This window comes from Campylobacter sp. IFREMER_LSEM_CL2090 (genome assembly GCF_025771865.1).
Taxonomy (GTDB): domain Bacteria; phylum Campylobacterota; class Campylobacteria; order Campylobacterales; family Campylobacteraceae; genus Campylobacter_D; species Campylobacter_D lari_D.
Map to the genome: position 1 here is coordinate 77,410 of NZ_JAKMRA010000005.1, position 20,719 is coordinate 98,128.

Annotated in this window: 25 protein-coding genes; 7 read left to right on the top strand and 18 right to left on the bottom strand. The window is 29.8% G+C overall.

What is annotated here, in order from left to right:
- Positions 1-17 precede the first annotated feature (17 nt).
- From lpxC to L8V85_RS04125, 3 genes are all read right to left on the bottom strand, one after another.
- Positions 18-902, bottom strand: a complete 885-nt coding sequence (gene lpxC, locus L8V85_RS04115) for a UDP-3-O-acyl-N-acetylglucosamine deacetylase (protein WP_263660735.1) — start codon at positions 900-902, stop codon at positions 18-20.
- Between the two features lie 2 nt (positions 903-904).
- Positions 905-2,284: a M23 family metallopeptidase gene (locus L8V85_RS04120; RefSeq protein ID WP_220566490.1), complete on the bottom strand. Its 1,380-nt coding sequence runs from the start codon at positions 2,282-2,284 to the stop codon at positions 905-907.
- A 76-nt stretch (positions 2,285-2,360) separates the two neighbouring features.
- Positions 2,361-3,188, bottom strand: a complete 828-nt coding sequence (locus L8V85_RS04125) for a prephenate dehydrogenase (protein ID WP_263669747.1) — start codon at positions 3,186-3,188, stop codon at positions 2,361-2,363.
- Positions 3,189-3,265: 77 nt separating this feature from the next.
- Here L8V85_RS04125 and bamA point away from each other — a divergent pair, with 77 nt between their 5' ends.
- The 7 genes from bamA (at position 3,266) to L8V85_RS04160 (ending at position 9,483) form a co-directional block, all read left to right on the top strand.
- Entirely contained in the window at positions 3,266-5,482 is a 2,217-nt protein-coding gene (gene bamA / locus L8V85_RS04130; protein WP_263737517.1) for an outer membrane protein assembly factor BamA, read from the top strand.
- A gap of 50 nt (positions 5,483-5,532) precedes the next feature.
- Positions 5,533-6,375: an acetyl-CoA carboxylase, carboxyltransferase subunit beta gene (gene accD, locus L8V85_RS04135; protein WP_263660733.1), complete on the top strand. Its 843-nt coding sequence runs from the start codon at positions 5,533-5,535 to the stop codon at positions 6,373-6,375.
- 2 nt (positions 6,376-6,377) lie between these two features.
- Entirely contained in the window at positions 6,378-6,833 is a 456-nt protein-coding gene (locus L8V85_RS04140) for a 23S rRNA (pseudouridine(1915)-N(3))-methyltransferase RlmH (RefSeq protein ID WP_220566494.1), read from the top strand.
- An 8-nt stretch (positions 6,834-6,841) separates the two neighbouring features.
- Complete coding sequence (gene dksA, locus L8V85_RS04145) at positions 6,842-7,198, top strand: RNA polymerase-binding protein DksA (protein WP_133319649.1); 357 nt, start codon at positions 6,842-6,844, stop codon at positions 7,196-7,198.
- On the top strand, positions 7,195-8,178 hold the full coding sequence (locus tag L8V85_RS04150) for a hypothetical protein (protein ID WP_263661932.1): 984 nt from the start codon (positions 7,195-7,197) through the stop codon (positions 8,176-8,178). The genes dksA and L8V85_RS04150 overlap by 4 nt, the downstream gene beginning before the upstream one ends.
- On the top strand, positions 8,175-9,101 hold the full coding sequence (locus L8V85_RS04155; protein ID WP_263737518.1) for a tRNA dihydrouridine synthase: 927 nt from the start codon (positions 8,175-8,177) through the stop codon (positions 9,099-9,101). Before L8V85_RS04150 ends, L8V85_RS04155 begins: the two co-directional genes overlap by 4 nt.
- 61 nt (positions 9,102-9,162) lie before the next feature.
- Positions 9,163-9,483 carry a hypothetical protein gene (locus tag L8V85_RS04160; protein ID WP_039617382.1) on the top strand — a complete coding sequence of 107 codons (321 nt, stop codon included), beginning with the start codon at positions 9,163-9,165 and terminating at the stop codon, positions 9,481-9,483.
- Here L8V85_RS04160 and recO read toward each other — a convergent pair.
- The 15 genes from recO to atpG all read right to left on the bottom strand — a co-directional run bounded on the left by recO (position 9,467) and on the right by atpG (position 20,719).
- Entirely contained in the window at positions 9,467-10,081 is a 615-nt protein-coding gene (gene recO / locus L8V85_RS04165; protein WP_263737519.1) for a recombination protein RecO, read from the bottom strand. The genes L8V85_RS04160 and recO overlap by 17 nt on opposite strands.
- Positions 10,082-10,594 carry a cysteine hydrolase family protein gene (locus L8V85_RS04170; RefSeq protein ID WP_263662859.1) on the bottom strand — a complete coding sequence of 171 codons (513 nt, stop codon included), beginning with the start codon at positions 10,592-10,594 and terminating at the stop codon, positions 10,082-10,084.
- Positions 10,587-11,348, bottom strand: coding sequence for an ATP-binding protein (locus tag L8V85_RS04175; RefSeq protein ID WP_220566499.1), 762 nt, complete (start codon positions 11,346-11,348; stop codon positions 10,587-10,589). The genes L8V85_RS04170 and L8V85_RS04175 overlap by 8 nt, the downstream gene beginning before the upstream one ends.
- A complete protein-coding gene (locus L8V85_RS04180) occupies positions 11,345-12,031 on the bottom strand; it encodes a 5'-methylthioadenosine/adenosylhomocysteine nucleosidase (RefSeq protein ID WP_133319656.1) in 687 nt (228 codons plus the stop codon). Before L8V85_RS04180 ends, L8V85_RS04175 begins: the two co-directional genes overlap by 4 nt.
- The gene (fabD, locus tag L8V85_RS04185; RefSeq protein ID WP_263660727.1) at positions 12,028-12,948 is read right to left on the bottom strand and encodes an ACP S-malonyltransferase; all 921 of its coding nucleotides are present in this window, start codon (positions 12,946-12,948) and stop codon (positions 12,028-12,030) included. Before fabD ends, L8V85_RS04180 begins: the two co-directional genes overlap by 4 nt.
- A complete protein-coding gene (locus L8V85_RS04190) occupies positions 12,948-13,529 on the bottom strand; it encodes an FKBP-type peptidyl-prolyl cis-trans isomerase (RefSeq protein WP_263659718.1) in 582 nt (193 codons plus the stop codon). The genes fabD and L8V85_RS04190 overlap by 1 nt, the downstream gene beginning before the upstream one ends.
- Positions 13,530-13,542: 13 nt before the next feature.
- Positions 13,543-14,535 carry a tetratricopeptide repeat protein gene (locus tag L8V85_RS04195; RefSeq protein ID WP_133319659.1) on the bottom strand — a complete coding sequence of 331 codons (993 nt, stop codon included), beginning with the start codon at positions 14,533-14,535 and terminating at the stop codon, positions 13,543-13,545.
- A gap of 11 nt (positions 14,536-14,546) precedes the next feature.
- Complete coding sequence (pal, locus tag L8V85_RS04200) at positions 14,547-15,032, bottom strand: peptidoglycan-associated lipoprotein Pal (RefSeq protein ID WP_263737520.1); 486 nt, start codon at positions 15,030-15,032, stop codon at positions 14,547-14,549.
- Between the two features lie 66 nt (positions 15,033-15,098).
- Positions 15,099-16,298, bottom strand: a complete 1,200-nt coding sequence (gene tolB, locus L8V85_RS04205) for a Tol-Pal system protein TolB (protein ID WP_263737521.1) — start codon at positions 16,296-16,298, stop codon at positions 15,099-15,101.
- Positions 16,298-17,074, bottom strand: a complete 777-nt coding sequence (locus L8V85_RS04210; RefSeq protein WP_133319662.1) for a TonB C-terminal domain-containing protein — start codon at positions 17,072-17,074, stop codon at positions 16,298-16,300. Before L8V85_RS04210 ends, tolB begins: the two co-directional genes overlap by 1 nt.
- A 3-nt stretch (positions 17,075-17,077) precedes the next feature.
- Positions 17,078-17,467, bottom strand: a complete 390-nt coding sequence (locus L8V85_RS04215; RefSeq protein ID WP_133319663.1) for an ExbD/TolR family protein — start codon at positions 17,465-17,467, stop codon at positions 17,078-17,080.
- Positions 17,468-18,028 carry a MotA/TolQ/ExbB proton channel family protein gene (locus L8V85_RS04220; protein ID WP_220566504.1) on the bottom strand — a complete coding sequence of 187 codons (561 nt, stop codon included), beginning with the start codon at positions 18,026-18,028 and terminating at the stop codon, positions 17,468-17,470.
- Positions 18,028-18,420 (bottom strand): ATP synthase F1 subunit epsilon, encoded by a 393-nt coding sequence (atpC, locus tag L8V85_RS04225; protein ID WP_133319665.1) that lies wholly within the window; start codon positions 18,418-18,420, stop codon positions 18,028-18,030. The genes L8V85_RS04220 and atpC overlap by 1 nt, the downstream gene beginning before the upstream one ends.
- Positions 18,421-18,422: 2 nt before the next feature.
- Complete coding sequence (gene atpD, locus L8V85_RS04230) at positions 18,423-19,820, bottom strand: F0F1 ATP synthase subunit beta (RefSeq protein WP_133319666.1); 1,398 nt, start codon at positions 19,818-19,820, stop codon at positions 18,423-18,425.
- Positions 19,821-19,834: 14 nt separating this feature from the next.
- On the bottom strand, positions 19,835-20,719 hold the full coding sequence (gene atpG / locus L8V85_RS04235) for an ATP synthase F1 subunit gamma (protein ID WP_133319667.1): 885 nt from the start codon (positions 20,717-20,719) through the stop codon (positions 19,835-19,837).

Below are 20,719 nucleotides of genomic sequence, written 5' to 3' on the forward strand. Positions count from 1 at the left end.
AAGCAAAGTAACCTTTTTTATGCAAAAACCTTTTCGTAAACCTTATGTGTGCTTTTTTCTAAGCTTACCACTTCATAGGTACTAGGATCTTTTAAAAGTTCTTTAGTTAAAAGATGATTAAGCTTGTGTGAACCTGCATAAGAAGTATAATCTCCAAAAACTCTACATCCAAGCAAGGTTAAATCCCCAATAGCGTCTAAAATTTTATGACGCACAAATTCATCCTTAAAGCGCAAACCTTCAGGATTTAAAATACGATTATCATCAATCACAACAGCATTTTCTAGGCTTCCGCCAAGACCTAAATTCATAGCTCTTAAAGCTTGAACATCTTTTAAAAATCCGAAAGTTCTTGCTCTTGCTATTTGCTCTATGTAGTTTTGTTTGCTAAATTCAAAACAATAATTTTGTTTGCCTATAATAGGATTATCAAATTCGATTGTATAGTTTATAATAGGCATATCCGTAGGACTTAAACGCACAAATTTATTGCCTTCTTTTACTTCTACACTTTTTTTAATCACTAAAATTTTTTTTGCCGCATCAAGCTCTTTTATACCTGCTTCTTCAAGCATCATACAAAAACCTATACTGCTACCATCCATTACAGGAGCTTCGTTTGCGTCTAAAACTATACGCACATTATCAATACCATAAGCATTAATCGCACTCATTAAATGTTCTATAGTAGAAACATAACCCCTATGATCGCCTATTACAGTAGCCATTTGTGTATCGATGACATTTTCAGGCTTTGCTTCATAAGAAATTCCCAAATCACTTCTATAAAACACTATACCACTACCAGCTTCTAATGGCTCTAATTTTATACTAATAGGCTCACCCTTGTGCAAACCTATACCAACACCTTTAACTTCTTTTGCTATTGTTGTTTGATTCATTTTTATTCACTCAAAATTCTTTTTTTGCTTGATTCTAATACATTATAGATATTTTCTTTTATCCATTTTGCATCTTGCCATTGCTCAGGACGCACTTCAACACCTTGCACCAAAACACCAAAATGCACATGATCTCCAAGCGCTAAGCCTGTAGTGCCTGTAGTGCCTATAACATCACCTGCTCTAACTCTATCGCCCACATTTACATCCACATTAGTGCAATGTCCATAAAGAGTATAAATCCCAAAACCATGATAAATAATAATATTTAGTCCATAAATTCCATTTTCTTGTACAAATACCACTTCACCATCATTATTGCTAATGATAGGCGCTTCTTTTACACTTGCTAAATCAAGCCCCATGTGATAAGAGCTACTAAATGCTTGATTATTATAAGAATAAAACCTATGATCAGCATAATCAGCTACTTTTTGGCCATTTTTTAAAGGCTTGAAAAGATTGACTTTAAAATTATTAATCATAGTATCAGGAACTTTACTCGTAATATCATGAATGATAACTTCATTAGAAGCTCTTAAGTCCTCATTAACAAATTTAAATTTTTCAAGCCTGCTTAACTCTCTGTCTTTTGGAGCATATTTTTGTGCTAAAAATTCAATCTTTCCATCTAAAAATCTATCACTTACTTTTATATTTGATACACGGTATTTTTTATTGGTAAAATAATATCTAATTCTTTGTTTGTTTACATTACCTGCTTTATCTACTGCCACTACATAAGCTCTAAAATGCTCATCAGTTGCCTCCCAAGGAATCAAAGCAGCATAATATCCTTCTTTCACATAAGGAGTTGCTTTAAAAATTTTATCTTTATCAGTTGTGATATAAACTTCTTGTAAATTCTCATCACTTGCTTTAAATACCACACTACCTACTCCACCTTGTTCGATTTGATAAGAATTGTCTAAAATTTCTACAAATGGTTTTTTGGTATCAATGATAACTTTCACTTCTTTAAGCGCTTGATTTCCTAAAAAGAAATTCCAAAAACTACTATCACTTGCTTCTATTACAAGCTTATAAGAATCAACATTTTCTTTATAAGCTGGTTTTGGTAGTTTTAAATCAAAATGGACACTTTTTTTATTACCTTTAACATGTTCATTAACAAGCATTTCACCATTTAATTCATTTGCTTTAAATAGCGTGACTTTAACATCTTTTAAAACGCTTTCATCGCTTATTTCTATAGATATAGGATCTGTTAAATTGCTATAAATAATATCTGATTTTGTTTGGATTAATGGAGGATTTTTTTCAAACAGCTTTGTATTTAACACAAAAACCCCAAAGGCTAAAAGTATTAAAAAAACTAGAAAAATCCATTTTTTATTTGATCTTTTACGCGTAAAAACCATATTCTGCACTTTCATTGTATAATTTTTGTAAAAATATATTATGCTTTAGCAAATTAAGGGTAAATTATAAAAAATTTTACAAAATTTCTCTTAACTTATTTGCACTTTTAATCCAAGCTTCAAGTTCATTTATATCACATTTTTCTATCATTTTTTTACACTCTTGTAATTCTTTTTGAAATAAATCAATAGAATTTAATAAATTTTGTTTGTTTTGTTCAAAAATACCACTCCACATTTGAGGGTTTGATTTTGCAATTCTACACATATCTTTAAAAGAAGGACCTCCTAGGTGGGCTATATTTTTTTTATTTTCTTCTTTCATCACAAAATTTGCCAAAGAAAAACTAATCACATGCGGTAAGTGTGAAATGATAGAAGCATGATGATCATGCGCGATACTATCCATAAATACAAGCTTCATTCCTAAATCTGAAAAAATTTCTATAGCTCTTTTTTGATGGATATGATCAGCATTTTGCACATCACATAAAACACAAACTGCATTTTTATACAAGTCTTTTATAGCTGCATTTGGACCACTATTTTCAGTTCCTGCCATAGGGTGAGCTGCGATAAATTGACTTTGTAAATCAGATGGTAAATTTTTAATAATTTCTTCTTTTGTACTTCCAAGCTCAATGATAGTGCAATCTTTAGAAATATCTTGAAATTCTTTTAAAATTTTTACAATAGCTCTTACAGGGATAGCTAAAAAAATCACATTACATTTTTTTAACTCTTCAAATGAAACAATTTTATCTATTAATTTTCGCTCTAGCGCGATTTGTTCAAATTCTTTGTTTATATCATATCCGCAAACTAAATCTATTAATTTATTCTCTCTTAAGCTAAGGCCCAAAGATCCACCTATTAAGCCAAGTCCGACTATACCTACTTTCATAAATTTTCCTTAAAAAGCATTAGTTAAAAATATTTTGGTATTATAACGATTTTGTATATAAAAATTTAGGTAAAATGATGAAAAAATGGTTTGTTTTCTTTGCACTCTCAAGTTCTTTATGTGCAGCTACGATTAAAGATATAAAATTTGAAGGCTTATCGCAACTTTCTAAAGAAAGTGCTATTGCGATTTCTAAATTAAAAATAGGACAAAAAATCGATCCTGCTAGTATAGATACAGCAATTAAAAACCTTTTTGATAGAAATTATTTTAAAGATATAGCAGTAGAAGAAAAAAATGGGGTGCTAATTTTTAAAGTAATAGAAAAACCTTCCATTGGAAAAATAGACATTCAAGGTATAGCAAGTAATGATAGAAAACAAATAGAAAGTCTTGTTGGTTTAAAACCTGGAATTTTATATGATGAAAATTCAGCTAAAGACGCAGCTGAAAAAATCAAACTTTTTTATCAAGCCAAAGGTTTTTATGATACTGTTGTAGAAATCAAAGATGAAAAATTAAGTAATTCAAGCTCATTAAAACTTACTTTTGTTGTAAATCGTGGGGAAAATATCATCATAGAAAAAGTACATTTAAGTGGTGCAAAAAATTTAAGTTATTCAGATATTGAACCTGCGGTAGCAAATAAACAAAGAGAAGCCCTAGGCTGGATGTGGGGCTTTAACGATGGTAAGCTTAAAATCTTTGATCTTGCAAATGATAGCTCAAGAATTTCAGATGTATATTTAAAAGAAGGTTATCTTGATGTGAGCGTATCTCCTGCTTTTTTAAATACTTATACAGATACTTATCAAGCTGATTTAACTTATTTTATCAACGAGGGCGAGGTTTATAAAGTTAAAGGGATTAAAATTTTTAATCCTATTTTTAGTGATGAAGAAAATGAAGCTTTAGTAAATGATTTAAAATTAAGTGTTGGAAAAATAGTTAATATAGAAAAACTAAGAGAAGATATAAAAACTATAGAAACAAAGACGGCTGATTTGGGTTATGCTTTTGTACAGGTTATACCTGATATACAAAAAGATAAAGAAAACCATGAAGCTATGATTATTTTTAAAGTCATACCTAATGAAAAAGTATATGTTAGAAATGTTGAAATTTCAGGTAATACTAAAACAGTTGATAGGGTTATTCGTAGAGAGCTTTATCTAACCGAAGGCAATCTTTATAATAGAACTGATTTAATAGACTCAAGAAATGCTCTAAGAAGAACTGCATATTTTGAAAATGTAGATATTAAAGAACAAAGAGTAGATGATACACATATTGATTTGATAGTAGAAGTCAAAGAAGCTTCAACTGGAGCTATTTCAGGTGGTATTGGTTATGGAACTAGTGATGGAATTTTACTTAGTGCTTCATTATCTGATGCAAATATCTTAGGCTCTGGCATGAAAGGAAGTGTAAGTATAGACAAAGGTGATGATACACTTTCAGGTAGAATATCTTTAAGAAATCCTAGAGTAAATGATAGTGATTATTCTCTTGGAGGATCATTATATTCAGATCGCTTAGAATGGGATAGTTATGATGAGAGAAACTATGGTTTTGATATAAGTGTTGGTAAAACTTTGGGAAGATATACAAGCATAGATTTAACTTACAATCTTGAGCAAAGTGATATTTATCATTTGAGTGATCGCTTAATCGCTCAAGGATATAAACTCGGTAAAACTTACAAAAGTTCTATCACTCCTTCAATAGTATTTAACAATACAGATGATTATTATCTACCAAGATCAGGTTTTATCGCTTCAACCTCACTTGAATATGCAGGCTTAGGTGGAGATCAAGAATTTATAAGCTCTACTACTAAATTTAATTATTATCAAGGCTTAGAAGAATTTATAGGTTGGGATTTGATTTATCGCTATAAAGCAAGTTTTTATAAGGTATGGGATCAAGGTTATTTACCTATCAATGAGAAATTATACCTTGGAGGCATAGGAACTATTAGAGGTTTTGATAGAAGAAGCGTGAGTCCTAAAAACGAATGGGGTGATGAAACAGGTGGTACAGTGGCTTTTGCAAATTCTGTAGAGCTTAGCTTTCCAATCTTTGATAGAATCAAACTAAGAGGAAGTGTGTTTTTTGACTATGGTGCCATAGGAGAAAGTTCTTTAAGTCAAATTCAAAGATGGAGCACAGGTGTTGGCTTTGAGTGGCTAACCCCACTAGGTGCTTTAAATTTAGTTTTTGCTAAACCATTTAACACTAATTCAAAAGACGACTTAAGCAAATTCGAGTTTATGTTGGGTGCAAGATTTTAAAAATACTAAAATCTTGCTATAATTTTGAAATTTTATTTTAGGTAGAGATAATGAATTTTTTAGATATTTTTTCTAGTATAAGACGCAAACAAGCCGCTCCAAGCGAAGCTCCAAATCACTGGGTAAAATGTAATTCTTGTCATGCGTTAATGTATTATAAAGAAATAGAAACTTGTTATAATGTTTGTCCTAAATGTAATTTTCATATGAGATTAAATCCTTTAAAACGCATCGAGCTACTTAGTGATGAAGATACTTTTGTAGAAATGGATAAAGATTTACATGCGATTGATCCGCTTAAATTTGTTGATAGTAAATCATATAAAAAAAGATTAGCAGAAAATGAAGAAAAAACAGGGAGAAAAAGCGCTATAATAAGCGGCGAGTGCAATATAGATGGCATTAAAACTCAATTAGTTGTTTTTGATTTTTCTTTCATGGGTGGAAGTTTGGGCTCAGTAGAAGGTGAAAAAATTCTTAGAGCTATTGAAAGGGCAATTGAGAAAAAAACTCCTGTTGTTATAGTGAGCGCAAGTGGTGGAGCTAGAATGCAAGAAAGCACTTATTCTTTAATGCAAATGAGCAAAACAAGTGCAGCATTAAAGCTATTAGCAGAAGAAAAGCTTCCCTATATTTCTGTCTTAACTGATCCAACTATGGGTGGAGTGAGCGCATCGTTTGCTTGGCTTGGAGATATCATTATGGCTGAACCTGGTGCCCTAGTAGGCTTTGCAGGAGCTAGAGTTATCAAACAAACTATAGGTGCTGATTTACCAGAAGGCTTTCAAAAGGCCGAATTTTTACTTGAACATGGATTAATTGATGCTATTGTAGAAAGAAGTGAACATAAAAAATTTATAGCAGATTTTTTAAGATTTTTTTCTAAAAATTAAAAATGCATATTAATCTTTTAAGCATTCAAAAAAACAATAATAATGAATTTAGTAAAATAGATGAGCACTACACCAAGCTCATCAAAAAATTTTGCAATTTTAATGATATTTGTATTTTTAACAATAAAATTAATTTAGCACAAAATACCAATACCATAGAAGCAAAAAAATCTTATACAAACGCGCTAAATCCTTATAAAAAAGGTTTTTGCATAGCTTTAGATGAAAAGGGTAGAGAGCTTACAAGTGTAGAATTTGCTAAATTATTACAAGATAAAAATGAAATTTCTTTTTTTATAGGCGGCGCTTATGGCCTTGAAAAAGAATTCATCGCACAAATGCATACAAGCATAGCTCTTAGCAAAATGACTTTAGTGCATAAATTTGCTAAAACTATGCTCTTAGAACAAATTTATCGTGCATTTTGCATTAATACAAATCATCCATACCACAAATAGGAGCATTTATGCAAGAGTTAAATCTTGAAGAATTTAAAAATATATTACTTCAAAGACAAAAAGAAATTTTACAAGAACTTCAAGGTAATATAGACAATATCCATGATCTGCAAGATAGTGAACCAAGAGATGAAGTTGATTTACAACAAATTGATAACAGCTCACATATTGACTTAAAAATCAACGAAAATTTAAAAACAGAATTAGAAGAAATTAAACATTCATTAAGCAAAATAGATAACAATACTTATGGAATTTGTGAGTATTGTGATGAAGATATACATCCTGAAAGACTCAAAGTAAAACCTCACGCAAAATATTGTATAAATTGTCGTGAAAACTTAGAAAAAAGGAAAGAATTATGAAAGTAAAATTATTTTTCTTTGCAAGTTTAGTTTATCTTTTAATCGTAGCAGCCTTAGTTTATAATCTAAATTTGGGAAATTACACTTTCACAATTTCTACTTTTGAGCTAAATTTACCTATCAGCTTATGGGTAATTTTACCTGCATTTATTTTGATGATTTTAGCTTTATTACATATGAGCTTTTATGGTTTTTTAAAACATTTACAATACAAAAATCTTATTAAAGATAGCAAAAATTATGAAAATTTTTTAATTGATGTATTTTTGAAAAAAATAAGTAAAATTAAATTTAAAACTCAAGAATTTCAAGATATAGCCAAAAACACTCAAGCTCTTTATTTTAAAGAAAAAAATCAAAATACAAAAATAGATGATATTATAAATATTTTAGAGCAGTTAGACAAAAAGGAATTTGTGGAATTAAAAAAATACAAACTCGATCCACATAATGAAATTTTCATTTTAAATGAAAAAAATCACTTCCAAAAAGATAATGACTATGCTTTTTCTTTTATTAAAAATAAAGAAATTCTGACAAATGAATTAGAAAATTTTGCTTATAAAATGGTATTAGATAATGCACCTTATAGCCAAATTAAAACACTAAAAATACAAAAAAATCAAGATGATATTTTATTACTTTTGGATAGATTTGAAAAAGAAAATTTGGAATTAAATCATGCTGAAATCGAAGTTTTGCTTAGCATGAATACCTTAGATGATAAGTCATATTTACAATGCACAAAAATACTTTGTAAAAAAATAGAGCCTCAAATATTAATTGCTTTATTTAAAAAGTTAAAAGATAGTCATTCTCAAGCTTTAAGAGCTTATCTTTATACTTTAGCAGAATTTGGTATGTATGATGAATTGCTTAATGAATTAGGAAATGATCAAAACGAACATAAGGATTTTAGACTCTTGCTCTTTTTAAGAGAACATAATAAAAAAATAGAACTTGAAAAATTTATACAATGATAGATTTTAGTAAAAAACCTTTGTTTTTAGCTCCTATGGCAGGTTTTTCAGACTTACCTTTGAGAAATTTAGTTAAACAATTTGGGGCTGATATAACAATTAGTGAGATGATAAGTTCTAATGCTTTAGTGTATGAAAGCTCAAAAACTCTTAAAATGTTAGAAAAAGCTGAACTTGAAAATCCTTATATAGTTCAAATTGCAGGCTCGGATGAAAGTGTGATTCAAAGGGCGGTAGAAATATTAAATCGTTTTGATTTTATAGATGGGATTGATTTTAATTGCGGCTGTCCTGTAAGTAAAGTTATAAAACAATGTGCAGGTAGTGCTCTTTTGCAAGATCTTGATAAATTGCAAAGAATTTTAGAACTTATCAAAAAAACAAGCAATAAAAAGCTAACTAGTGTCAAAGTAAGATTAGGGTTTGAAAAAAAAGATCCTATTATCATTGCTAAAGCATGTGAAAATGCTGGGGTAGATTTTATCAGTATGCATGGTCGCACTAGAAAACAAATGTATAGCGGAAATTCTGATTATGAAGCTATAGCTTTAGCTAAAGAAAATATCAAAATTCCTTTAGTTGCAAATGGCGATATTAGCACAGAAAATGCTAAAGAAGTTTTTAAAATAACAAATTGTGATGCATTGATGATAGGGCGTGCAAGCATAGGAAAACCTTGGATATTTCATGAGGTAAAAACTGGTAAAAAAATCGATAAAACTTTAAAAAACAAAATCATCTTTACGCATTTTGAAGAAATGCTAAAACATTATAAAGAACAAGGTATAAGCATATTTAGAAAGCACTTACATGAATATTCTAAAGGCTATGAAGATGCTTCAAATTTTAGAGATTGTGTTAATCGCATTAATGATGCAGAAATTATGCGAAAATATATGCAAGAATTTTTCAATAAGGAATGATTTTTGCTTGTAAATTTCTAAGCAATATGAATGAAGAGATACCATAAAACAAGGAAGGTTCATGGCAGCTCATATCAATTCAAAAGGGATTTACAAAGCATTAGGTGGCATTAGAACAAGTGCAAATAATCTAGCAGCACATGCTTCAAAGCTTAACAATCAAAGTTTAAATTTCGAGCAAGTTTTACAACAAACACAACCAAAATGTATAAGCACTTGCTTACAAAGCTCCCAAAAACAACTTGGAAATTTGCTTGAAGATATTAAAAATAGCAAGGAAGCTATTATAAAAAATACACATATTGATAGTGCAAATATCATCGCAAAATTAAGACAAGAGGCTATTATGATGTATGATATTACTCTTAAAAACCCTCTTTAATGATTTTATATAAATTATCAATATATTCATCGCTAAAATGCGATGAATTAAAATTTTCATAAAACCTCACAAGATCTTTAGCTTTAAACTCATAGCCAAAAGCACATTTTTTATGCGCAGGCAAAAAAGCCCTTATCAATACAACATCTTCTTTTATACACTCATCACATAAAAAGCAAATAAAATCCTTATGCAAGCGTCCTTCAAAGCTTAGAATCTTTAAATAAGCATCCACAATCACACGCTTGCAATCTTGTTTTTCAAAACGCTTAGCACAATCTTCTAAAAGCTCAAAATAAAAACTATCAATCTCCTCAACATCTTTTAAATGCCAATAAAAAAGCCTGATAAATTCTTGCCAAAAAAACATTTTTTCTCTATCTAAAATCCAAGAAAATCCAATGTGTAAAACATCTTTTAAGCGCGGTAAAAATCTAGAACTTTCTTCAAGTTCAAAATCAATCTTATATCCATTTAGAATATTAGAATGTCTCATTCCGTAAAATCTATAACTTTTAATAACTTTTTTGGCACTTAAAAGATAAACAATCAAATCCTCATCTTTTACACTCTGAGTGTGCAAAATAAAGCCTTGCATCTATAAAAGCTCTATGCCATAAGCTTGTAAAATTTCATAAGCACTATTTTCTAAAGATTCATTAAAACTTGCAGTAGCGTTTTTATGTAAAATAATTTTAGAATTAGGCGTGGCGCTTTGAGCTAAAATAATATTACTAAATACACAAATATGCGAAACCAAACCACAAAATTCTATACTTTCATAATGATTTTGTTTTAAAAAATTAGCCAATTCTAAACTACCAAAAGCATTCTTATAAAAGATTTTTTTTGCATTTTTTAAATACACATTAAAATCACTTGGCATTTGCCAACCAAAAGTATCTTTAATACAATGATAAATAGGCAGTTTTTTTCCTTCTTGGGTTTTTAAATAGCTCTCATCATGCGTATCAAAAGTAAAAACAACATCACCTTGATGATTTTTTAAAAGAGTAAGAATATTATCTTTTATCTTGGTAGCTTTTTCAAAACCTAAGCTACCATCGATAAAATCATTTTGATAATCAACTATAATTAAAAGTTTAGTCATTATCCTTAACCATGAAAAAACTATCCGTGTGGATATTTTCAAATGCAGTTTTTAAGCTCGTAAATAATTTTGGATTTTCTTTTTCTAAATTTGCTAAAAGCTGTTTAGCTTCTTCTCTAGCATGAGGAAATTTTACATTTTTTTCACTTAATTTCATACCAGGACAAAATTCATTACCAATTACTTCTAATTCATTATTAATAGCATTTTCCCTTAATTGTCTTTCTCTTACAAAAATCAAAGGACGGATGACTTCTATACCTCTTTTACTTTTATATTTTGGCGCTAAACTTCTAAGAGCACCATTATAAATGAAATTCATAAAAAAACTCTCTACTGCATCATCTAAATGATGAGCTATGGCTAATTTATTAAAACCATTTTCTAAGGCGTAAGTATATAAAGCACCACGTCTCATTCTTGAAAAATAGCTACAAAAGCTTGAATTTTTTCTAATGGTATCACCTGAAATTTCATAAATATTAGAATCAATAACCTCATGGTCAATACCATGTTCTTTGCAGTGATTATGAAGTTTGGTGTAATCTTCACCCATGCCATAACTTAAAGTTACTGCTTTAAGTTCAAATTTAAAAGGTGCATGTGCTTGCATACGCTTTAAAAGATGAGCTAGAGCTAGAGAGTCTTTCCCACCACTAAGTCCTAATAAAACTTTATCATTATCTCCTATTAAGGAAAACTTAGCATTTGCTTTTGCAACTTCTCTGATTAGTCTTTTGCTAAGATTTATCATAATTTCTCACAAATTTTTAAAACAAAATTAGCTGAAATTTTAGCGGATTTTTCTACAAACTCATCAAAGTCAAATTCAGCTTTTTCGCCTGCCTTATCACTCATTGATCTTAAAACCAAACATGGAATTTTTAAAGCATCACATACCAAAGCCACACTAGCTCCTTCCATTTCACAAGCATCTGCATTAAAAATTTCTCTAATTTTTGCTTTTTTATTCTCATCACAAATAAATTCATCACCCGTAGCGATAATACCTGATTGTAATTTAACACCAAGTTCTTTAGCAACCTCTATGGCAAGATTATTAAGCTTATCGTCTGTTTTTATAAAAATTTCATTACCAGGAACATAACCAAGCGGATGTCCAAAAGCTGTAATATCTAAATCATATTGAGCTAATTTTGTAGCATAGATTAAATCCCCTATTTCCAAACTAGGATTAAAAGCACCAGCCACTCCTGTAAAAAGCATAAGTTCAGCTTTAAATTTTTCTATCATAATAGTCGCGCTAAGAGTGGAATTTACTTTCCCTATCTTAGAATAAGCGATGATTAATTCATGATTTTTGTATTTTGCAATATAATAAGTATTATTTGCATATTCAATTGTTTGATATTCTTTTAATGTTTCGAGTAAAGGAGTAACCTCTTCGGGCATAGCTCCTAAAATAGCTATTTTCATTTAATCACCTTTAGAATTTCATCAATATCTTCTATTTTACTTAAAGCATAAGTTTCTTTTTGAGTGATTTTTTTATTTAAGCCCTTTAGCACGCTCGCGCCAAATTCTATATAAAAATCCACTTCATTGTCTATTGTTTTAATGCTTTGTTTATAAAGAACAGGCTTTATAAGTTGCTCACTTAAAAGTGTTAAAGCTTGAGTTTTATCACTATATATTTTTGCATTTACATTTGAAACTACACTTTTAAAATCATCTTTTAACACAAGCTCTAGTTCTTTTGTAAGTTTTAAAGACGCATTTTTTAATAATGGACAATGGCTTGCAACACTCATATTCAAAAGCATAGCTCTTTTGGCTCCTGCATTCTTAAACTCACTCTCATAAGAAGCTAAATCAGGCTTTAAGCCCGCTACTACAATCTGTCCTTCACAATTATAATTAGCTGCAAAAATACTTTTTTGCTCACTTAATGCCTTTTGACAAAGTTCTTCTACTACTTTATCTTCAAGTCCTAAAACCACCATCATACCAGCTTCGATTTTAGAGCAATCCTCCTGCATAAATTGGCCACGCTTGTTAACAAGTGCTATAACATCTAAAAAGTCAAATGCACCTTGAGTCGCTAAAGCACTAAATTCTCCTAGTGAATGGCCTAAACTATACTTAGCTTCTATACTAGCTTGCTCTTTTAAAGCTTCATAAGCCATTAGTGAGTTTAACACTATGGCCATTTGTGTAAATTCGCTTTTATTTAAATTTTCATTTTCCTTAAAAAGCAAATTTTTAAAATCAATTTTACAATAATCACTTGCACAATCTAATAATTCTCTTGCTTTAAGTGAATTCTCATAAAAACTAAGCCCCATACCAACACTTTGAGAGCCTTGGCCTGGGAAAATAAATGCACTATTCATTAGTGTCCACCGCAGCAACCGCCACCACCATGTCCGTGGCCACCACAACATCCACCACCATGTCCGTGATGATGATCATGATGATGTCCTCCACCACCACATCCACAACTTCTGCTACCTGCAATAATTCCTGTTAAAATTTCATCTTCACTTGCAGCTCTAACATCTACAATATTAATTGAAAATAACAAATCTTTTCCTGCGTAAGCATGATTATAATCAATAGTAACTTCATTCTCAGTAATTTCTCTAACAATTACTCTTACTGTATTACCATCTTCGCCTTCGCCAAAAAGCTCCATACCAACTTGCAAATCAATCCCTGCAAATTGTTCTTTTGGTAAAGTTTGCAATGCATTTGCATCATATTCACCCAAAGCATTTTCTTTTTTTATCACAATATCGGCATTACATGGGGCATCAAGTTTTTGAATTTCTTCTTCTAGTCCTTCTAAAATTTGACCCTTACCTAAAATAAAAGAAATAGGTTCAGCATAAATATTTGATTCTAAAACTTCATTTGTGTTTGCATCTTTTAACTCATAAAACATTGAAACTACACTATTTTTTTCTATAGCCATTTTATCTCCTTTTTTATTTTCTATCTGGCGAAACTTTTGCTTCAGGACTATCAGGATAAGCTGTCTTTAAAGCTTTGTAAAATTTATTAGCACTTTTTGGATCCCCAACTTTATCTAAGCTAATAGCCGTATGATAAAGTAATTTTGGCACATAATCACCCTTGGTGCTTATAGCAGAACTTTTTTTGTAAAATCCCAAAGCACCTGCATAATCTTTTTGTTTATATCTTATCTCTCCAAGCCAAAAAGTAGATCTAGCAGGTTTATAATGGATACTAATTAAATGCTCAAATTTTTCTTTTGCATCATCAAATTGATTTTTATTGGTTTCATCAATAGCTTTTTTTAAAATTTCGCTAGATTGCAGTTTTTTCCAACTATCATCTTTCTCTTGAACAATTTCTTTTTCCAAAGTCGTATTTGTTTCTTTAATGACTTCTTGTGTTTTATTGCTTTCACTAGCAATAGGAACAACTTGAATATTATTTGTTTGATTTTGCACTCTAGCTATTTCCGATTGAAAAAAAGTTATGGTTTGGTTCATATCTTCTTTAGAAACATAATCATCATTAATTTTATTGATCAAAGTTGTTATTTCGCTCAATACTTTTTGAATTTCTTGGTGATTTTTTTCTTGAATTTGCCTATTTTCTTCTACATAAGCTCTTAAATTTTGAATTTCTTTTGTGATATTTGCATCAAAATTTTGATAGTTTTCTTCTAGTGAAAGTAATTTTGTATTTGCTTTAGAATATTGAGCATTTAAACCCTCGGTTACACTTTGTAAACCTTCTATATTTTCTACAGCAGTATTTATCTTACTAGTCAAATTAGTATAATATTCATTTAAAGCTTTTAAGCGTTCTTGATTTTCGTATTGTAATTTTTCATTTTGAGTTAAGCCATAAGGTGTTTTTGTATCTACTTTTCCTGCATCAAATGCTGAAATTTCAGCGTATAAAAAAGTAGCTCCTAAAAGAGCTACTGATAATAATTTGATTTTCATTTATTTAAAACTTATTTTGATAATTTAAATTCTGCACGACGATTTTGCGCATCACAAGCTTTTGTTCTTTCAGTACATACAGGATTAGTTTCTCCATAACTTTTTACGCTTATTCTATTTGCGCTAACACCTTGAGCTACTAAAGATTCTTTAACAGCTTTAGCTCTTTTTAAACCTAGAGCTTGATTATATTCATCAGTTCCCCATTCATCGCAGTTTCCTTCAACTACAATTGCAGCATTCGCAGCTTCTTTATTGAAAATTTCAGCATTATCTGCAACAACTTTTTGCATATCTTTTCTAACATTAAATTTATCAAAATCAAAATACACATTTGCAATAGAATTTAAAGATTCAAGATTTTCAAATCTATCAGAACCACCACTACCTTTTGATCCATCTACACTACTTGAACTGCTTACACTAGTATTTTTTGTAGCACAACCACTTACAATAACAGCAAACGCAGTAATTGAAGCAAAAATGATTTTTTTCATTGCTTTTCCCCTTTTTTATTTAAAAATCATGTTTAATTATAACAAAAAAAATACAATTTTGATATTTTACCAATCAATTGATTGAATTTTACCCACCTTTAAACCATAATGAAAAGCCTTATTTGCATTAATTCTAATGATTCCTAAGGCACTTTGTGAACCTAAATATTTAATAAATACTACACTTTCTCCATCACTTGAAAATCTTGGAAAAAGATTTTTACCATTTGCAGTGAGTTGTCTTATATAATCACTCTGGGTTGACATTAAATAAAGATTAAAAACCCCACTTTGATTTACCTCCCTGCTAGAATAAACCATATAATGTTTATAGGTAGAAACTGAAGAATTATTTTTACCATGAAAAACTACTTGTTCTGTTAAATTAGAATCTAAATTTTGCATAAAAATATTTGGATAACCTAAACGATCTGATACAAATACGATTTTTTTATCATCATCTACAAAGTTGCCATTTACATCAATACCCATATAATTTGTAATCTGTTTTAAATCTTTTGTATCTGTATCATACAAATACACATCTGGCTGATCTTTTGGCGCCATAGTAAGTAAAATTTTTTTACCATCATCGCTAACATCAGAAGCAACCATCATACCCTTACTGGCAATGATTTTTGTGATATTTTTATTTTTCATATTATATTTATAAAGTGTTGGAATTTCATCTTCATAAGCAGTGAAATAAAATGCATCTTGTTCTTTATTTGCCCATTTGGGAAATAAATTTAAACCTTTTGATATTAATATCTTTTGATAAGTTAAAGTATAATCTGCCAACAAAATATCACTTTGCTTATTACCTTGAGTCCTAGCTATTAAAATTTTATGATCCATCCAATCAACCGGTGCAAAACCTAATTTTCTATTCATTTGAGCGACACTTCTATGTGCTAAAAATGGATATTCTTCAATGGAAAGAATTTGCTCATAAAATCTCGTTTTTGTTTCATTTGCAGCTAAAATTTCAACATCAATATCCAAAAGCTTACCATTTTTATTTAAAACATAAGAAAAAATATAATCACCTTGTTTTTCATCTTGAGTTAATTCAAAATTTGAACTCACTTTTATATCATTAACAAGCATATTATAAAAGCTTTTTTTAAGATCTAAATCATTCAATCTTGATTGATCTTTAATATAAATTTTAGGTAATTGCATACCTTTATTTACAACAGATATTGTCGCATCTTGCCCAAATAATACTGAACAAAAAAATAAAAACGCTAATATTTTTCTCATCACTTCTCCGTTTTAAACTCAATTATATCACTAAGTTTCATTTTAATTTTTCTTATTTTACCATTTGGAGGTAAAGTTATGTATTTTCCTTCTAAATTTTGTAAAAATTCTTTTGCCTTTTTATCAAAATTATCACTATGTGCGCTAGTGGTACTTAACAAATAAAAATATCCGTTATTATCAATTACAAATTCTACTTCTATACTTAAATTACCACTAGGATTGTATATTCTCCATCTATCTTCAAGATGTTTTCTAACAGCACCTAAAAATTGATCATAAACTCCTATTTTTTGTTCTATAACAGATTGTCCTAGTTCTTGATTAATTTGTAGATTTTCATTTAATTGCTTAGAAAAATCATTGATTTTTTCTCTTTGAGTAAAAGTAGGTTTTTTCGATGGCATTGAAGATTGTACTTTTGTAGTTTTTTCTTCTTGATAGTCTTCTATTTTGCCAAATAACTCATTGAAAACACTAGCTTGTTGTTCTACATTTTGAGTATTAACATTTTTATTTGTAGTGTATTTTTGCAAAAGATTCTCTTCAAATAAACTTTGCAAATTTTCCTTTTGTAGCTCTTGTATCATATTTACTTGATTTTGATTTATACTATCTCCAAGTTCTATATTAATAAAACTATTGGGATCATTGGTATATTCAATAGCTTTTGGCTTATATTCGACTAACTTAAAAAATACTAAAAAAACAACAAAAAAATAAACTAAAATCGCATAAGTAAAAGCTTTAAAATTATATGTAGAATTTTCTTCCATTTTTTACTCAGTTTGCAAAGCAACTTTTTGAAAACCCAAATGCTTCATTGTTCTTAAAACACTCATTACATCATCATATTTTAAATTCTTATCCGCTCTAATGAAAACTGTTTCTTGAGTATTATATTGCACTTTTAATGCATTCATATTATCCGCAAAACTTAAAAAATTAAATTTATCTTTTCCTATAAAAATTTCTTTTTTTGCATTAATTGTTATAATTAAACTTTTGATATTTGGAGCACTTGAAGTTTTTTGTGAACCTTGAGGAAGTTGAACTTTTTCTTCATATGTAATACTTGGTGCTGTTACCATTAAAATAGCAAGCAATACAAGCATAATATCCACTAAAGGTGTAATATTTAGTTCGGGTTTTTCTTCTAAAAACATCAATTAAACCTTTGCTGAACTTACTAATACTTTTATCTCACTATCTAAAATATTAATTAGTTCATAAGCTTTGCGTTTGATAATCAAATGAAAACTATATGCAGGAATTGCAACTAAAATTCCACAACCTGTAGCTACCAAAGCTTCACTAATTTTTGGCGCAATAATACTCAAAGAATTTTGCATTTCTAAACCACCAAAAGTTTCAAGTATAGAAATAACTGTACCAAAAAGACCTATAAAAGGAGAGGTTGAAGCAATAATACTAAGCCAAGTTAATCCAATTGTGGCTTTTTTCTCAACAGAATTTTTATAAATATTCATCTTAGTTTCATCAATCTCAATACATTTTTTTAAAATTGATGCACTTTGGCTTAAATCCCTCTCTCCTCTCATCAAAGCTTCTAAAGCCTGACTTTCATCTTGCATCCATTTATTAATAAGCATTAATCTTGAAAATAAAATACTAAAACTAAGTATAAAATACACCGAAAGCCAAGCCAATACAATATAAGTAATTAAGCTTGTATTTTCAAAAAAATGAAAAATTGATTGAAAATCCACTATTTTTGCCTTACATTATTATCCATCTTAGCAAAAGTAGAAGCTAAAGCAACACTATCACTACTCATAGATTTGATTAAATCTTTTGCATCTGCTAATCTTTTTGCTATTTCACTATCACTATTTCCTCCAACCCACACAGCACCTTTTGCTAAAACGCTTACTTTCGTTTCAGAAACTTTTGCATGACCTGAATCAATAGCAACTAACTCATGGGTAGAATCTGATTTTTCTATATCTATAATCCCTGCCCTTAAAGAAGAAATTAAAGATGCATGTCCTTTTAAAACACCAAATTCACCTTCACTTCCAGGAAGAACAATAGATTTTACATTATCATTGTAAATCATACCAAGAGGCGTTACCACCTCTATATGTATTAAATTATCCATTATTAAGCCTTAAGTTTTTCTGCTTTTTCAATAACTTCATCAATTCCACCTACCATATAGAAAGCATTTTCAGGTAAATGGTCATATTTTCCTTCTAAAATACCTTTAAAACCTGCTATTGTATCTTCTAAACTAATATATTTACCAGGACTTCCTGTAAATACTTCAGCAACGAAGAATGGTTGAGATAGGAATTTTTCAATTTTTCTTGCTCTTTCAACGATCAATTTATCTTCTTCACTCAATTCATCCATACCTAAAATAGCAATAATATCTTGCAAATCTTTGTATTTTTGAAGTACTGATTGTACTCCACGAGCTACTTTGTAATGCTCTTCACCAATAATTTGTGGATCAAGCATTCTTGAAGTAGAATCAAGCGGATCAACAGCTGGATAAATACCTTTTTCAGCAATCGATCTATTTAAAACCGTAGTTGCATCCAAATGCGCAAAAACAGTTGCAGGAGCAGGGTCTGTTAAATCATCTGCTGGCACATAAACTGCTTGAACTGAAGTAATAGAACCTTTTTTAGTTGAAGTAATTCTCTCTTGGAATTTACCCATTTCGCTAGCTAAAGTTGGTTGATACCCAACAGCTGAAGGAATTCTTCCTAAAAGTGCCGACATTTCAGAACCTGATTGTGAAAATCTAAAGATATTATCAATAAACATCAACACATCAAGTCCCATTTCATCTCTAAAATACTCAGCCATAGTAAGACCTGTTAAAGCAATACGATTTCTTGCTCCTGGTGGTTCATTCATTTGACCATAACATAATGCAACTTTATCTAAAACATTACTTTCTTTCATTTCATTGTAAAGATCATTACCCTCACGAGTTCTTTCACCAACACCTGCAAAAACAGAATAACCGCTATGTTTAAATGCAACATTGTGGATTAACTCCATAATAATAACGGTTTTACCAACACCTGCACCACCAAAAAGTCCTACTTTACCACCTTTTGCATAAGGAGCTAACAAATCAACTACCTTAATACCTGTTTCAAAAATTTCACTTTTTGTACTTTGCTCTTCAAATGGAGGTGGATCTCTATGAATTGACCAATGCTTATCAAAATTGATCTCTTCACCCTCATCAATCAAATCACCTGTTACATTGAAAATTCTTCCAAGTACTTTTTCGCCCACTGGAACGCTAATTGGGTTTCCAGTCGCAACAGCCGTTAAACCCCTAACAAGACCATCAGTCATATCCATAGCGATAGTTCTTACTTTATTATCACCCAAATGCGCAGCTACTTCAAGCACTAGCTTGCATTCTTTTCCTTCTAATTCATAATTTACAATTATAGCTTCGTTAATTTGTGGAAGATATTCTTTAAATTCAACATCAACCACTGGTCCTAAAACTTGAGAAATAAAACCTTGCATCATCACTCCTAAATTTATTTCATTGACTCAACACCACTGATAATTTCTATCAATTCGGTGGTAATAGATTCTTGTCTTGCTTTATTATAAGCTAAATTGAGTTGTTTAACTCTAGCTTTTGCATTATTGGTTGCATTATCCATAGCTTGCATTCTTGCACTATGCTCAGCCGCCAAAGAATCAACTAAAGAAAAATACATATTATATTCAAAATAAGTTTTTAATAAATCATTTAAAATTTCTTCATCTTCAGGTTCTAAATCCATTAAAGATTGAGACTCTTGTTCTTCTTTGCTCGCAATAGCTTGCACTGGTAATAATTCATTAATACGAATTTCTTGTGAAATCATATTTTTATAGCCATTATGTACAATTACAACCTTATCTGTAACTTCATTTATAAAATCATCAACTGCATTTTCAATAATAGCACAAGCTTTTTCATAATCAGGGCTAGAGCTTGTGTCTAAATATTTTTCTAAAATTTCAATATTTTGAAAATTAAAATACTCAATACCTGTTTTACCAATAGCTCTTAATCTTACCTTGATTTTTTTTGCTTTACAATCTTCGAGCATTTCATTTACTGTTTTAATAGTTTTAATGTTAAAACCGCCACATAAGCCTTTATCAGCAGTAATGAAAATAATATCCATTTTTTCAATATTGTCTTTTTTTCTAAAAAATGGAAGTTTATCATCAAGACCTTCGTATTGATTAATCTTGAAAGCAATTTCAGATAAAACTTCATCAATTTTTTGAGCAAAAATCTTTGACTTTTTAGCTGCCTCTTCTGCCTTTCTTAATTTGGCAGTAGAAACAAGCTTCATTGCATTAGTTGTTTTTTGTGTATTATGGACACTTTTTATTTTTCTTTTTATTTCTTTTAAATTAGACAT

Coding starts and splice junctions, on each gene's coding strand:
- L8V85_RS04175 (WP_220566499.1), bottom strand. CDS start 11,348: ATGATAAATCTTAGCAAAAGACTAATCAGAGAAGTTGCAAAAGCAAAT.
- L8V85_RS04150 (WP_263661932.1), top strand. CDS start 7,195: ATGAAAGTAAAATTATTTTTCTTTGCAAGTTTAGTTTATCTTTTAATC.
- L8V85_RS04140 (WP_220566494.1), top strand. CDS start 6,378: ATGCATATTAATCTTTTAAGCATTCAAAAAAACAATAATAATGAATTT.
- atpC (WP_133319665.1), bottom strand. CDS start 18,420: ATGGATAATTTAATACATATAGAGGTGGTAACGCCTCTTGGTATGATT.
- atpD (WP_133319666.1), bottom strand. CDS start 19,820: ATGCAAGGTTTTATTTCTCAAGTTTTAGGACCAGTGGTTGATGTTGAA.
- L8V85_RS04195 (WP_133319659.1), bottom strand. CDS start 14,535: ATGAAAATCAAATTATTATCAGTAGCTCTTTTAGGAGCTACTTTTTTA.
- L8V85_RS04125 (WP_263669747.1), bottom strand. CDS start 3,188: ATGAAAGTAGGTATAGTCGGACTTGGCTTAATAGGTGGATCTTTGGGC.
- L8V85_RS04160 (WP_039617382.1), top strand. CDS start 9,163: ATGGCAGCTCATATCAATTCAAAAGGGATTTACAAAGCATTAGGTGGC.
- L8V85_RS04155 (WP_263737518.1), top strand. CDS start 8,175: ATGATAGATTTTAGTAAAAAACCTTTGTTTTTAGCTCCTATGGCAGGT.
- L8V85_RS04170 (WP_263662859.1), bottom strand. CDS start 10,594: ATGACTAAACTTTTAATTATAGTTGATTATCAAAATGATTTTATCGAT.
- L8V85_RS04120 (WP_220566490.1), bottom strand. CDS start 2,284: ATGGTTTTTACGCGTAAAAGATCAAATAAAAAATGGATTTTTCTAGTT.
- accD (WP_263660733.1), top strand. CDS start 5,533: ATGAATTTTTTAGATATTTTTTCTAGTATAAGACGCAAACAAGCCGCT.
- fabD (WP_263660727.1), bottom strand. CDS start 12,948: ATGAATAGTGCATTTATTTTCCCAGGCCAAGGCTCTCAAAGTGTTGGT.
- L8V85_RS04210 (WP_133319662.1), bottom strand. CDS start 17,074: ATGGAAGAAAATTCTACATATAATTTTAAAGCTTTTACTTATGCGATT.
- dksA (WP_133319649.1), top strand. CDS start 6,842: ATGCAAGAGTTAAATCTTGAAGAATTTAAAAATATATTACTTCAAAGA.
- L8V85_RS04180 (WP_133319656.1), bottom strand. CDS start 12,031: ATGAAAATAGCTATTTTAGGAGCTATGCCCGAAGAGGTTACTCCTTTA.
- lpxC (WP_263660735.1), bottom strand. CDS start 902: ATGAATCAAACAACAATAGCAAAAGAAGTTAAAGGTGTTGGTATAGGT.
- pal (WP_263737520.1), bottom strand. CDS start 15,032: ATGAAAAAAATCATTTTTGCTTCAATTACTGCGTTTGCTGTTATTGTA.
- recO (WP_263737519.1), bottom strand. CDS start 10,081: ATGCAAGGCTTTATTTTGCACACTCAGAGTGTAAAAGATGAGGATTTG.
- tolB (WP_263737521.1), bottom strand. CDS start 16,298: ATGAGAAAAATATTAGCGTTTTTATTTTTTTGTTCAGTATTATTTGGG.
- atpG (WP_133319667.1), bottom strand. CDS start 20,719: ATGTCTAATTTAAAAGAAATAAAAAGAAAAATAAAAAGTGTCCATAAT.
- bamA (WP_263737517.1), top strand. CDS start 3,266: ATGAAAAAATGGTTTGTTTTCTTTGCACTCTCAAGTTCTTTATGTGCA.
- L8V85_RS04190 (WP_263659718.1), bottom strand. CDS start 13,529: ATGGCTATAGAAAAAAATAGTGTAGTTTCAATGTTTTATGAGTTAAAA.